The sequence below is a fragment of the Curtobacterium sp. NPDC089991 genome (assembly GCF_044748425.1).
In the GTDB taxonomy this organism is placed as follows: Bacteria; Actinomycetota; Actinomycetes; order Actinomycetales; family Microbacteriaceae; genus Curtobacterium.
Map to the genome: position 1 here is coordinate 584,511 of NZ_JBIVGB010000002.1, position 13,061 is coordinate 597,571.

General features: G+C 72.4%; 10 protein-coding genes and 1 tRNA gene. 3 read left to right on the forward strand and 8 right to left on the reverse strand.

Annotated features, from left to right (window positions below; genetic code table 11):
- Positions 1–188 precede the first annotated feature (188 nt).
- Complete coding sequence (locus tag ACIPV1_RS07945) at positions 189–797, forward strand: TetR/AcrR family transcriptional regulator (protein ID WP_159573171.1); 609 nt, start codon at positions 189–191, stop codon at positions 795–797.
- A gap of 105 nt (positions 798–902) precedes the next feature.
- Here the strand turns inward: ACIPV1_RS07945 and ACIPV1_RS07950 are convergent, their stop codons facing one another.
- From ACIPV1_RS07950 to ACIPV1_RS07970, 5 genes are all read right to left on the reverse strand, one after another.
- Positions 903–3,248: a transglutaminaseTgpA domain-containing protein gene (locus tag ACIPV1_RS07950; protein WP_402726106.1), complete on the reverse strand. Its 2,346-nt coding sequence runs from the start codon at positions 3,246–3,248 to the stop codon at positions 903–905.
- Positions 3,245–4,576, reverse strand: a complete 1,332-nt coding sequence (locus ACIPV1_RS07955) for a DUF58 domain-containing protein (protein ID WP_402726107.1) — start codon at positions 4,574–4,576, stop codon at positions 3,245–3,247. The genes ACIPV1_RS07950 and ACIPV1_RS07955 overlap by 4 nt, the downstream gene beginning before the upstream one ends.
- Positions 4,576–5,568 (reverse strand): MoxR family ATPase, encoded by a 993-nt coding sequence (locus ACIPV1_RS07960; protein WP_235035938.1) that lies wholly within the window; start codon positions 5,566–5,568, stop codon positions 4,576–4,578. The genes ACIPV1_RS07955 and ACIPV1_RS07960 overlap by 1 nt, the downstream gene beginning before the upstream one ends.
- A 172-nt stretch (positions 5,569–5,740) precedes the next feature.
- The gene (locus tag ACIPV1_RS07965) at positions 5,741–6,745 is read right to left on the reverse strand and encodes a sugar phosphate isomerase/epimerase (RefSeq protein WP_194646862.1); all 1,005 of its coding nucleotides are present in this window, start codon (positions 6,743–6,745) and stop codon (positions 5,741–5,743) included.
- A complete protein-coding gene (locus ACIPV1_RS07970; RefSeq protein ID WP_123673881.1) occupies positions 6,742–7,962 on the reverse strand; it encodes a Gfo/Idh/MocA family protein in 1,221 nt (406 codons plus the stop codon). Before ACIPV1_RS07970 ends, ACIPV1_RS07965 begins: the two co-directional genes overlap by 4 nt.
- A gap of 98 nt (positions 7,963–8,060) precedes the next feature.
- On the opposite strand from ACIPV1_RS07970, the gene ACIPV1_RS07975 reads away from it, so the two are divergent.
- Positions 8,061–9,056, forward strand: coding sequence for a LacI family DNA-binding transcriptional regulator (locus tag ACIPV1_RS07975; protein ID WP_402726108.1), 996 nt, complete (start codon positions 8,061–8,063; stop codon positions 9,054–9,056).
- 64 nt (positions 9,057–9,120) lie between these two features.
- Here ACIPV1_RS07975 and ACIPV1_RS07980 read toward each other — a convergent pair whose 3' ends face one another.
- The gene (locus tag ACIPV1_RS07980; RefSeq protein WP_123291868.1) at positions 9,121–9,570 is read right to left on the reverse strand and encodes a MarR family winged helix-turn-helix transcriptional regulator; all 450 of its coding nucleotides are present in this window, start codon (positions 9,568–9,570) and stop codon (positions 9,121–9,123) included.
- 171 nt (positions 9,571–9,741) lie between these two features.
- On the opposite strand from ACIPV1_RS07980, the gene ACIPV1_RS07985 reads away from it, so the two are divergent.
- Positions 9,742–10,938 carry an MFS transporter gene (locus ACIPV1_RS07985; RefSeq protein WP_402726109.1) on the forward strand — a complete coding sequence of 399 codons (1,197 nt, stop codon included), beginning with the start codon at positions 9,742–9,744 and terminating at the stop codon, positions 10,936–10,938.
- Positions 10,939–11,079: 141 nt separating this feature from the next.
- Here the strand turns inward: ACIPV1_RS07985 and ACIPV1_RS07990 are convergent.
- Positions 11,080–11,168 (reverse strand) — tRNA-Ser (locus tag ACIPV1_RS07990).
- Between the two features lie 477 nt (positions 11,169–11,645).
- The gene (locus ACIPV1_RS07995; protein ID WP_402726110.1) at positions 11,646–12,980 is read right to left on the reverse strand and encodes an LCP family protein; all 1,335 of its coding nucleotides are present in this window, start codon (positions 12,978–12,980) and stop codon (positions 11,646–11,648) included.
- Between the last annotated feature and the right edge of the window lie 81 nt (positions 12,981–13,061).

The following is a 13,061-nucleotide window of genomic DNA, read 5'->3' on the forward strand; positions in this document are numbered from 1 at the left end:
CACCGAACCGACGCGACCCGAACGCGCCGGTTCCGCGCAGACGTGGTGATGGGGGCTTCGCTGATGCCGCGCGTGATCAGACGCGCGGCGCGGCAGGTCTCCCACCCCAAGCTCGCCCGCCCCAAGCTCGCCCGCCCCCAGCTCGCCCGCCCGGGTTCCAGCCCCGGTGCCCCGCCCCGGCAGGAACGATGAACGACGACGTCTCCGACTCCCCCACGCCGCGGACACCACGGGCCGAGGTCCGAGAACGTCTCCTCATCGCCGGCGCTGCCGTCTTCGCCGAACAGGGCGTGCACGGAGCACGTCTCGACGAGGTCGCCGCCCGTGCCGGGTTCAGCAAGGGCGCGGTCTACTCGAACTTCTCGTCGAAGGAGGACCTCCTCGCGCAGGTCATGCAGCGCGGGACGAACCTGGTGCTCGGGTCGCTGCAGGAGCTCATCCGCGCCGACATCGCCGCGGCGGACATCGCGGACGTCGTGCGGGCGGCCTTCGGACGGCACGACCAGCGCGCGCAGTTCGCCCTGCTGTCGGAGTTCCGCGCCTACGCGATCCGGCACACCGATCTGCTGCCCGAGTTCGTGCGGCAGCGACGGGTGCTGCAGGACGGCGTGCACGAGCTGGTGCGATTGTGGTTCGGGGCGCACCCGGAGGTCGACGCCGGCATGCCGCTCGACGCCTTCGCCACGGCGCTCGTCGCCGCCAACGTTGGGGTCGTGTTCGACGGGCCCGCGCTGCCGGGGGTCGACCCCGGCGAGGTCATCGCCGCCCTGGTCGAGGCGGTCGTCCGCCGCCGCTGACCCGGCGGCGGCATGGTGCTGCGGCGTGGTGCGGCGTTGACCACTCGGTGCGAGCTTGTTGCGCCGCACCGAGTGGCCAACCTCGCACCAGCCGAGACTCCGCGGTCAAGCAGGGCGACGGGAGCGGCGACGGCCCTCGTGCGACCACGCGGACGACGGCAGCAGGCTCGGCGGCAGCAGGCGCGACCGCAGCACCCGTCCACCGGAGACCGAGGCGTCGAGGGCGTCCCGCGCCTGCTGCACGTGCTGCACGAGCGCCTTGCCGTCGACCGCTGCGACCCCGCCGGCCGCGAACCGTTCACGGTCGACGGCGTCGACCACGGCGTCGAGGTGCGGGAGCGCCGAGGCCGGCAGCACCGGACGGAGTCGTCCGAGGACGGCCCGGGCGGTCCGGGCCGCAGCCCCTGCGTCACCGGGTGGCGCCAGCCCGGGGGCGTAGCCGTGGTCGGCGACGTCGTCGAGGGCCTCACGCCAGGCGTTCACCGCGGGTGAGTGACCAGCGGCGACGGCCGACAACCGCGACCGCCGTCGGAGTGCTCGGACGAGTCCGGGGGCGATGAGCAACGCGAGCACGAGCGCCGCGCCGAACAGCAGGCCGGCCGGACCGCTGCCGCCCGAGGCACCGGCCGCACCGGGCTGCGCCGACGCCGAGGGGGTCGGCGTCGCCGAGGACTCGGCGGGGGCGGACTGCTCGGGCGCGGGCAGCGGGGACTCGGGCGTGGCGGCGGTCGGGGTCTCCGTGGGTTCGGTCGAGGGCTGCGCTGCCGCGTCGGAGTCCGGCGTGGGCTCGAACGCGACCCAGCCGGCCCCCTCGATGTACAGCTCGGGCCAGGAGTGCAGCTGCCGGTTCGACACCGCGTACTCGCCGTCTGGCTGCGCCGCCCCGGCCCGGTACCCCACCGCGATGCGGGACGGGATGCCGAGCGTCCGGGCCATCACGGCCATCGCCGACGAGAAGTGCACGCAGTAGCCCTCGCGCACCTGCAGGAAGGTCGAGACGACGTCCATGCTGTCGCCGTCGTAGCCCTGCTCGACTGGGGCCGTCTCGGAGTAGGTGAACAGGTCGCTGCGGAACCACTGCTCGAGGGCGCGGGCCTGGGCGTAGTCGTCGGACGCGGCCCCGGCCACCCGCTCCGCGGTCGACGTGATGTTCGCGGGGAGGTCCTTCGGCAGCGTCAGGTCGGTCTGCAGCTGGTCACCGCTCGGCTCGCGGAACCCCCGGCCGTCGGCACGGGACAGGACACCCGAGGCCGCGACGGCGTCGAGGTACGCGTTCGCGAAGGTCGAGGCACCGTAGACCTCGTACGTCGCACCGCGCGGCGTGGCCGGACCGGTGGACCGCACGGTGCTCGAGGACCCCATCCAGCGCCACTGCGACAGGTCGAGGTTGGTGGAACGCGACTCGATCGACACCGCCCCGGACGGCACCGGTAGGTACGTGCTCGACAGCCCGGTGATCCGGACCGTGACGTCACCGCGCGTCGCCAGGCGGGGGTTCACGCCCTCGGCCCACTGCTGTTGGTCGGCGGTGTCGGCCTCGGCGGCGTTCGTCACCGTCGGCACCCAGTCCCCGGTGCCGAACTCGTCCAGGTCGGCGAGCTTGAGGTACTCGGGCTGGCCGTCGGACGACCGGTACCGGAGCACCTCGAGTTCGCTCGGCTGCCGCAGGTCGTTGCCGAGCTCGAGCAGGGTGCCGGGTCGCCCGGGTTGGATCGGCGACTGGATGGCCCCGGTGACGCCGGACAGCCAGCTCGCGTTGAGCGGCACGATCGCGGGCAGGCCGATCGCGACGACGAGCCCGATCGCACCGACGACCGCGGCCGGGACCACTCGCTGCACGGGTCGGACTGACAGCCACAGCAGGGCGAGGAAGGCGACGGCCGTGGTGATCACGAGCGCGGTGCCCGCCGGCTGTCCGGTGATGATCCCCGGCACGATGAGGATGACGAGTGCGGGCGCGGCGGCGAGCGACGGGATCCGGGCGATCGCGGCCAGGAACAACGAGACGCCCGCCACCCAGGCGATCGACACGGTCACGACCAGTCGGATCGCGTCGGTCTGCGGCAACGGCGCGGGGTTCAGGCGGATGGCGGCGAGCGTCTCCCCCAGCGCTCCGTCGGCGTCGAGCCAGCCGAGGGGTTGCACGTCATTGACCAGGGCGGCGGCGCACGAGCACAGCACGAGGGTGGCGACGAGTGCCACGAACCGGACCCCGGGGGCACGGCGACGCACCGCGAGCATGACGGCCACGAGCACCGCGACGACCACGACGCCGGACACCCACCAGGCGGTGCCCTGCACGAGCGGGCGGATCGCGAGCGCGGCGATGAGCACGGGCACCGGGGCGAGCGCGACGACCCAGGTGCTCGGGGTGTCACGGGTGTCGTCGTCGCGGTCCAGGACCTCGCGCACGTCGACGGGCCGGCGCGACGACGCAGCGGCGCCGCTCACCGTGCGGCTCCGGACGCGGTCGCCCCGGCGACCGGCACCACGAGGGTGCGCCAACCGCCGCGGTCGAGAATCCCCCGGACCACCGGGTCCGGCGGCACGATCGTCGCCATGATCCCGCGGCTCGATCCGCTCGTCGCCGTCACGAGTTCAGCCGCTTGCTCGGCGGTGCAGTTGCCGGTGACCACCGCGGTCATGCCGTGCACGTCCCGCCCACGCACCTCGGGCAGGACCTCGGTGACCGGACGGGCGTCGCTGCGGAGCCGGACGTCCGCGAGTCCGACGAGCACGTCGGTGAGGCCGCCGACGTCACCGGCGTGCCGGGTGCTGCCGGACGGTCCGTCGCTCACGAGGACGACGCGCGAGGTCCGGGCGGCGAGGGCGCGGGCGACACTGGCGGCGACGACGACCGCGTGTTCGAAGGCCTGGTCACCGCCCAGGTCGGACAGCTCCGCCAGGTCCTCACGCCCGAGGCCCTGGTAGGACTCGCGCCGGACGTCGAGCGCGATGACGGCCTCGGGCGGTTGCGCCTGCGTGGTCTGCCGGACGTGCAGTTCGCCGCGGCGAGCACTCTGCGCCCAGTGCACCCGACGGATGGGGTCGCCGGGACGGTACGGCCGGAGTTCGCTGTCGTCGGCGGACCCGCCCTGCCCGACCCGTCCTTCGTCGGCGGAGACGGCCCCGGCGAGGGCGCCGGTGTCGATCGCGGCGAGGGGTGCGCTCGCGGGGACGACGACGACCTCTTCTGCCGGCACCACCGGGCGGTCGATGCGGAGCAGGCCGAAGGGGTCCTCGACCCGGATGGTGACGGGCCCGACGAGCGTGCGACCCCGGTGCATCGCGAGTGCCTCGACGTCGAGCACCGCTGGCGGCAGGCCCGGGCCGACGAGCGCGTAGGTCTCCGCCTCGGACGCACTCGCGAAGGCGTCCTCGAGCTGTTCGCGGACGAGCAGGGTCGACCGCGGGCCGATCGGCAGACTGGTGCTGCCGAGGGTGATCCGCTCGCGGTACACCTCGCCGACCTGCACGATCGCGCGGGCCGTGCTCCGGCTGCCCCGGAGCGGTGCGGCGACCACGAACGCCATCACGATGCCGAGCACGACGAGCACGAGCAGCAGCAGCCCGGCCGAGACGGCGACGCTGGTGGTGCCCACGAGTCCGCCCCCGATCAGCCCGATGCCGATCGCGATGACGGTCCAGCCGCGCACGGTCGGACGGGGGAACGGCGTGCGCCGGAGCAGGGACAGCCCACGGCGGCCGAAGCGCCCGAGCGTCGAGCGCGCGGCACCGGTGCGCCGCAGCAGCGACGACGGTGCCGATCCGCCGGGCATCAGGAGCGGACGGGGGTCGCCGTGAACGGCACGGCGGTGTCGGAGACGATGCGGACGACGATCTCGCGCACGGTGTCCTCGCCCGTGCCACCGAGTCCGCGCGCCACCGGCACGAGCCGGTGGGCGAGCACGATCGGTGCCAGCGCGGCGACGTCGTCCGGCGTGACGAACGGCCGGCCGAGCAACGCCGCGTGGGCACGGGCCGCCTGGGCCAGGTGCAGCGTGGCGCGGGGGCTGGCACCGAGCACCAGGTCGGGGTGGGTGCGGGTGGAGCGGACGATCGCGATGACGTACGCCTCGACGTCGGGGGCGATGTGGACGTTCGCCACGGCCTCGATGATCCCGCGCAGCGTGGTCACGTCGACGATCGGTCGCAGGTGCGACAGCGGGTCGCCGCCGCCGCGGTTCGCGAGCATCTGCCGTTCGGCGTCGACGCTCGGGTACCCCATCGTGATGCGCGCCATGAAGCGGTCACGCTGGGCCTCGGGCAACGGGTAGGTGCCCTCCATGTCGATCGGGTTCTGCGTCGCCACGATCATGAAGGGGCGGTCGAGCAGCCGGGTCACGCCGTCGACCGTGACCTGCGACTCGGCCATCGCCTCGAGCAGGGCGGACTGGGTCTTCGGGCTGGTGCGGTTGATCTCGTCACCGATGACGACGTTCGCGAACACCGGCCCCGGTGAGAACCGGAACGTGCCAGAGGACTGGTCGAAGATGTTCACCCCGGTGACGTCCGACGGCAGCATGTCGGACGTGAACTGGATGCGGTTCACCGAGCCGCCCACCGAGGCGCCGAGTGCCTTCGCCAGGACCGTCTTGCCGACGCCGGGGACGTCCTCGACGAGCAGGTGTCCCTCGGCCAGCATCACGGTGAGGGCGGTGCGGATCGCCTCGGTCTTGCCGTCGATCACCGTCGAGACGGACGCGACGATGGCGTCGCCGACCTCTCGGATGCGCTCGAGGGGGAAGGCGGGGTCGGTCGGCTCCGGCACGCAGGGCTCCTCGTCTCGGGACAGGTGTCGTGCATGCTACATCGGTCCGGTGACAGCGCCCGGTGGGCGTGTCACCGATGCGCACTGGACGGGAGGCCCGTGGAGCGTGCGCCGATCAGCGCACGTCCCACGGGCCTCCCGTCCGGATCACGTGGTGCGTCTCAGACGCGACTCACGCGCGCGTCGTGAGCGCCGTGTCGGCTGCGAGCAGGACCTTCGCGGCGACCGCGACCCCTTCTTCGCGACCGAGCTCGGTGTCCTCGTGCTCGATGTTGACCCACATGTCCGGGTCCACCTCGCGCAGGGCCTCGAGGAATGCCGACCAGTACGCCTCGTCGTGACCCTTGCCGAGCGCGACGAAGTCCCACGCGGACGGCTTCGGCCACTCGTTGGCCCACTCGTCGCCACCGAGGTTCGTGCGCGGCTCGTCCGGCGACAGCCGACGGAACGAGTTGTCGAGCACGCCGTTGATCGCCGCGTGCGGGTTGATCCGGACGTCCTTCGCGGCGGCGTGGAAGACCAGGTCGCCGAGGTCGCGGACGACCGCCACCGGGTCCATCTGCTGCCAGAACAGGTGACTCGCGTCGAGTTCGACGCCGATGTTCGTCAGGCCACCGCGCTGCACGAGCTCGCGGATCGTCGCCGGGTTGAACACCACGTTCTGCGGGTGCAGCTCGAGTGCGACCTTGACCCCGTGCTCCCGCGCCAGGGCATCGATCTCCTGCCAGAACGGCACAGCGACGCTCCACTGGTACTCGATGACGTCGAGCGCGGCGGAGTTCCAGGCGTTCACGATCCAGTTCGGTCGGGTGCCGCCGGGCTCGCCCGCCGGCAGCCCGGACATCGTGACGACGCGGTCCTGGCCGAGGCGTGCGGCGAGGCGGATGCTGCGCCGGATGTCCTCGGCGTGGGCCTGGCCGATCGCACGGTCCGGGTGCAGCGGGTTGCCGTTGCAGTTCAGGCCGGCGATGGACACCCCGGTGCCCTCGAACCGGGCGAGGAAGGCGTCACGTGCTGCGTCGTCCTCGAGGATCGCGTCGATGTCCGGCACGTGCACCGGCGGCAGGAACCCGCCGGTGTTCAGCTCGATGCCGGTCAGGCCGTTGCCCGCGATGGCCGTCAGTGCCTCGGCGAGCGGCCGGTCGTGGAAGATCGCGTTGTACAGACCGAGCTTCATGCGTGCGCTCCTTCGGTGGTGCGGACGGACGGCACGTCGAGGGAGGCCCCACCGGCCCCGGCGGACCGTGCCACCGCGTCGAGGATCTCCATGTTGTGCACGCCGTCGTCGAACGTGGCGTTGGCCGGCAGCGGGTCCGCGACGCCGGCGACCTCGTCGAGGAACGCGCGTGCCTGGTACTCGAACATCTGGTTCTGCCCCCAGCCGACACCGGGCGCGTCCATCGCCATGCCACCGGCGACGTAGGGGTGGTCCGGGCCGAGGACGACCTGGCGGTAGCCACCGAGGCGGGAGCCGTCGGACTGCAGCGCGAGGCCGATCTCCGAGGCGCGCTCCTGGTCCCAGCGCGCTGCACCGTTCTCGCAGAAGACCTCGATGACCAGGCCGTTCGGGTGCGCCGTGGCGACCCGGGACACCTCGAGCGAGCCCACCACGGAGCCGTCGCCGAAGCGTGCGTTGAAGGTGGCGTAGTCGTCGTTCTCGACGTCGGCGAACTCACCGGTCAGCGGGACGGCCTGGCCGCGCAGGGCGAACCCGGCGGCGATCGGGCGCTTCGTGATCGCGGTGGTGAACATGCCGCCGTTGACGCTCTGCACCTCGCCGGCCAGGAACTCGGCGACGTACGCCAGGTGCGAGCCGACGTCGGCGAGGGCTCCGGTGCCGGGGGCACCCGCGAAGCGCCACGAGAAGGGCACGTCGGGCGACGAGCCGTAGTCGGTCCAGTAGCGGGCGGAGACGTGCAGGACGCGGCCGAGCGTGCCGTCCTCGACGAGCTGCTTGATCGCGGCGAGGCCCGGGGCGCGGCGGTAGGTGAAGCCGACGCGGGCGACGAGCCCGCGCTGCGATGCCTCGGTGGCCGCGGTGGCCATCGCCCGTGCGTCCTCGAGCGAGTCCGACAGCGGCTTCTCGCACAGGACGTGCTTGCCGGCGGCCAGCAGCCCCTCGACGATCTCGCGGTGCAGCTTGTTCGCGACGACGACGCTCACGACGTCGATGTCGTCGGCCTCGGCGATGGCTCGCCAGTCCGTGTCGTGGCGGGCGTAGCCGAACCGCTGCGCAGCCTCGGCCGCGAGGGGCTCGTACACGTCGCCGATCGACACGAGCCGCACGGGCGGCAGCGTCGGGGCGAAGAGTGAGGGTGCGTTCCGCCACGCGGCCATGTGGGCCTTGCCCGCCATGCCCGCCCCGATGACGGCGACGCCGATGCTGTCGCTCATGGTTCTCTCCTTCGAGAAGTCCGGTGCCGATTCTGGAACGTTCCAGGACATGTCGGTAGACTGTAGCCCGACCACCCCATGTCCTGTCAAGGAGCCGCGTGTCACGACCCCCGACGATCATCGACGTCGCGACCCGTGCCGGCGTCTCGAAGTCACTCGTCTCGATGGTGCTCCGCGACGACCCGGGCGTCTCCGACGCACGCCGCTCGGCCGTGCTCGCGGCCGCCGCCGAGCTCGGCTACCGCCCCAACCGCGCCGCCGCGATCCTCGCCGGCACCCGGACCCGCACCGTCGGCGTCATCGTCGACGACTTCCGCAACCCGTGGTTCGTCCCCCTGCTCGACGGCATCCGCGACGCGCTCGCACCGCACGGCCTGCGGCTCACCCTCGCGGACACCCGTGCGAACGCCCACCTCGACTCCTCGCCGTTCGACGACCTCGTCTCACTGCGGGTCGACGGCGTCGTCCTCGCCGCCGAGGGCTTCCCCGACCTCGTCGTGCCGGCCGACACCCCCGTCGTCGTCGCCGGCGCCCGCGCGGACGTGCCCGGCGGACTCGACGTCGTCGCCTCGGACGAGGCCGCCGGCGGCCGGTTGGCAGCGGATCACCTGATCGGGCTCGGTCACCGCCGCATCGTCCACGTCACCGGTTCGGGAGGCCCGGCTGCGGTCCGCCGCGAGGGCACCGTCGCGCGGATGGTCGCGTCCGGCATCGCGCCGCTGGTCTACGGCGACGGCCCGACGTCCGAGACGACCGGGTACGAGGGCACCCGCCGCGCACTGCGGGACCACCCGGAGCTGACGGCGGTGTTCGCCGCGAACGACGTCATGGCGATGGGCGCGATCGCCGCCGTGCGCGAAGCCGGACTCCGGGTCCCCGAGGACGTCTCGGTCGTCGGCAACGACGAGACCCCACTCGCCGCCTCACCACTGCTGCGCCTGACCACGGTCGACCCGCACAACGACGAGGTCGGGCGGCTCGCGGCGAACCGGCTCGTGGAGCTCGTCGGCGCGGCCGAACGACCCGCTCCGAGCCGGGTCCTGGTGCCGCCGTCGCTCGTCGTGCGGTCCACGACGGCGCCGCCGCGGGCCTGAGACACCACCACCCCGCGACCGCAGCGCGCGGGGCGGCGGTGATCCGGGCCTCCCGGCCGACGGATCAGACGCTGGCACCCTCGAGCCGGTCGACCGCGACCGCGAGTTCTTCGAGTTCCGGGACCTCGCGCGCTTCGGCGAGCGCCCCCTCGAGCGCAGCGGCGTGGATCGGCGTGGCCGCATCCAGCAGCCGCTGACCGGCATGGGTGAGCTCGGTGTAGAGCCCGCGGCGGTCGTCGGCGCAGAGCACGCGGGTGAGCAGCGCACGTTCCTCGAGTCGGTTGACCAGCCGGGTCGTGGCGCTCGGGCTGAGGGCCGCTGCGCGGGCGAGCTGCTGCATGCGCATGTGGAAGCCGTCCTGCCGGCGCAGCGCATCGAGCACGGTGTACTCGACCACGGACAGGTCGACGTCGCGCAGCGCGCGCTCGAGTCGCGTCTCGATCAGGCCGTGCAGTGCCGCCAGGGTGCGCCAGCCGTGGGCACGGACAGCGGTGGAGGTGTCGTCGACGGACATCGGGCTCCTTCTGGTCGGCTGCGCGGTCGGTCGCCGCGGTCGGTCGCCGCGGTCGTTGCGAGCGCGTGCAGTTGCTTGCGCGGATACCCCGCGTGTGCAACTATCGATACCGCGCGTCTGCAACAACCAGCGTACGCGGCACAGCGCCACCGCACAACGGAAGGAACCCCCATGCCCGCGGGACTCATCGCCCTCGCACTCGGCGGATTCGGCATCGGACTGACCGAGTTCGTCATCACCGGCCTGCTGCCGGAGGTCGCCGCCGACTACGGCGTCACCGAGACCACGGCCGGCTGGCTCGTCACCGGCTACGCACTCGCCGTCATCGTCGGCGCCCTCGGCCTGACCGCAGCCACCACCCGGCTCCCCCGCAAGCCCGTCCTGCTCGGGCTGCTCGTGCTGTTCATCGTCGGCAACACGCTGTCCGCGATCGCACCGACCTACGAGGTCATGATGTCCGGACGCGTCATCGCCGCCCTGTGCCACGGTGCGTTCTTCGGCATCGGCTCCGTCGTTGCCGCGAACATGGTCGAACGGTCGAAGCGTGCCTCCGCGGTCGCCCTGATGTTCACGGGACTGACGGCGTCGAACGTGCTCGGGGTGCCGTTCGGCACGTTCCTCGGCCAGGCGCTCGGCTGGCGTTCGACCTTCTGGGCCATCGTCGCGATCGGTGTCGTCGCCCTGGTCGGCGTCCTCGTGCTCGTCCCCGCCGTCCGTCAGACCGAGACCCCGTCACTGGCCCGCGAGCTCGGGGTCTTCCGCTCCGGCCAGGTGTGGCTGTCGCTCGGCATGACCGTGCTCGGCTACGGCGGGATGTTCGGGGCGTTCACCTACATCGCGTACACGCTGACCTCGGTGTCCGGCTTCCCGTCCTCGGCGGTGCCGTGGCTGCTCGTGGTGTTCGGCCTCGGGCTGTTCGTCGGGAACTTCGTCGGCGGCAAGCTCGCCGCACGCTCGATCGACCGGACCCTGCTCGTCGTGCTCGTCGCCCTCACCGTGGTGCTCGGGCTGTTCGCCCTCGTCGCGACCTCGCCCGTGCTGACCGTCATCGCGCTCGTGCTCATGGGCGCCTTCGGGTTCGCGACCGTGCCGGCCCTGCAGACGCGCGTGATGCAGTACGCGGACCACGCGCCGACCCTGGCGAGCGGGGCGAACATCGCGGCGTTCAACCTCGGGAACGCGCTCGGTGCCTGGATCGGTGGGCTCACCATCGCCGCCGGGCTCGGCTACACCTCGCCGATCTGGGCGGGCGCCGGGATCACCCTGGCCGCCGTGGCCCTGACGCTCGTCGCCATGGGTGCCGTGCGGCGTGGGCGTTCGCGCGGCGCTGGCGAGCTGACCTCGACAGGGAGCGTCGCGACGGCCTGACGGCAGCCCGGCGGAACCAGGTTCCGGACACAGCACCACGCCGTTCCGCGGTGCCGTGTCCGGAACCTGGTTCACGCGGCGTGCAGACCAGCACGGAGACGACGAAACCCCGGTCCGATCGGACCGGGGTTTCATGGAGTGCGGAGACGGAGGGATTTGAACCCTCGGTCCCCTAAAGGGGACTCCACCTTAGCAGGGTGGTGCACTCGGCCGGACTATGCGACGTCTCCAAGCACTCTCGCGAGCGCTCCGACCACCATACAGGAGGACCGGGCCACTCTCGACCCGACCGCACCCCGCGCGTGGCACGGTCGCAGAACGCGGGTCCCCCGAAGTGGGGACACCTCGGGGTTGTCCCGACGTACCCCGGTGAATAGCATCATCGAGACGCGGCGATCACATTCCGGGGCTCGTCCCCGTAGTCGCGACACAGCACCGACGTCGCTCTCCGAGCCGGGCCCGGCGCGCCCGGTTGTCTGGCGCCCGCTCGGGGAGCGGCTTCCGGGGGCGCGGTCCACCACCGCGCCCCCGTTTCTGCGTCCGGGCATGGCGGCCGGGCATGGCGGCCGCCCAGTACGCGAAAGCGACAGTGCCCCAGCACGGCCCGTGGTCTGTGCCGTCAGCGCGACAGTGTGCCGCCGATGTTCGGCGGCACACTGTCGCTTTTGCGTGGGCGGGAGCCCGGCGGGCCCAGAGCCCCAGCCGGGTCAGTAGCCGAAGGCCTTCGAGCAGGTCTCCTGGTCGGCGGACTGCCCCTCGAGCCCTTCGATGGTCTCCGGCGTCGCGGATGCCGTCGGAGCAGCAGCGGGTGTGGACGGAGTACCGGCGGCAGGCGACGACGGCGCAGCAGCCGCGGGTGAGGACGCCGGAGCCGACGGTGCCGCAGCAGCCGGCGACGAGGCCGCTGCCGACGGCGCCGCGTTCGCCTCGGACCCGATGCCCGTGCTGTCCTCCCCCAGGGAGAACGACTGGTCCGCCTTGATCTTCGCGAACAGCTGGTCGGCCAGGTACGTCGTCGGCTGGACCTTGCCCTCGTAGACCCCGGTGCCGCCGGTCGTGCCCGGGTACTGCACGAAGTTCACCTGCGACAGCGGGAGGTCCTGCAGCGCCCGACCCATCTGCACCATCGTCCCGATGTCGTTCAGGCTCTGGGACAGCTGCATGTTCGACGCCGCGGCGCGGGCCAGCTTGTACAGGGTGGTCGGCGACGTGAGGGTGTCGTTCGACTTCACGGTCCGGAGCAGCGACGACAGGAACACCTGCTGGCTCGAGATCCGGCCGAGGTCGGAGCCGTCACCGACGCCGTGCCGGGTCCGGAGGAACGCGAGGGCTTCGTCGCCCTGCAGGGTCGAGGTGCCGGCGGGCAGGTCGAGCCCGGTGTAGGGGTCCTCGATCGGCTGCGCCACGCAGACCGGCACACCACCGATCGCGTTCGACATCTCGATCACGCCGTTGAACGAGACCGCGGCCGAGTACTGGATGTCCAGGCCGGTGAGCCCCTGCACGGTCTGGGTCACGCAGTTCAGCCCGCCGTCGCTGAACGAGGTGTTGATCGGCTGCGCAGCCATGGCCGGCGCGGTGCCGGAGCCGTCGGTCTTCTTGCACGCGGGGATCGGGGTGACGAGGTCGCGGGGGATGCTCACCGCGGTCGCGTTGGTGTGGTCCGCCGAGACGTGGAGCAGGATGTTGACGTCGTTGAGCGTCGCGTCGCGCTCCCCGAACTCCGCGGACTGGTCCGGGTCGTTGTCCGTCCCGACGACGAGCATGTTGAAGCCGCCCTTGTAAGCGCTGAGCGATGGGGCCTTGGTGCCGTTCGACCGCGGCGCGGGCTGCCCCTCGATCTGCACGCCGTCACCGAGGTCGTCGGTCACCTGCTTCGCGGCGATCGCGGCGACCGAGGCGGTGCTGACGAGCGCGACTGCGGCGACGCTCGCGACCAGCGCAGCGACGGTCCGGAAGGGTCCGGACCGACGGAGACGTCCGTGCCGTGCGATCCCGTCGGCTCGGTTGAGACGGTGGGAGCGATCGCGGACGTCGTTCACGGGCTCTCCTGTCGTCGGTGGACGCGCCGGGGTGGCAACCGGTCAAGGCTGCCACGGAGGTCCCTGGCGATCCAGTGCGAA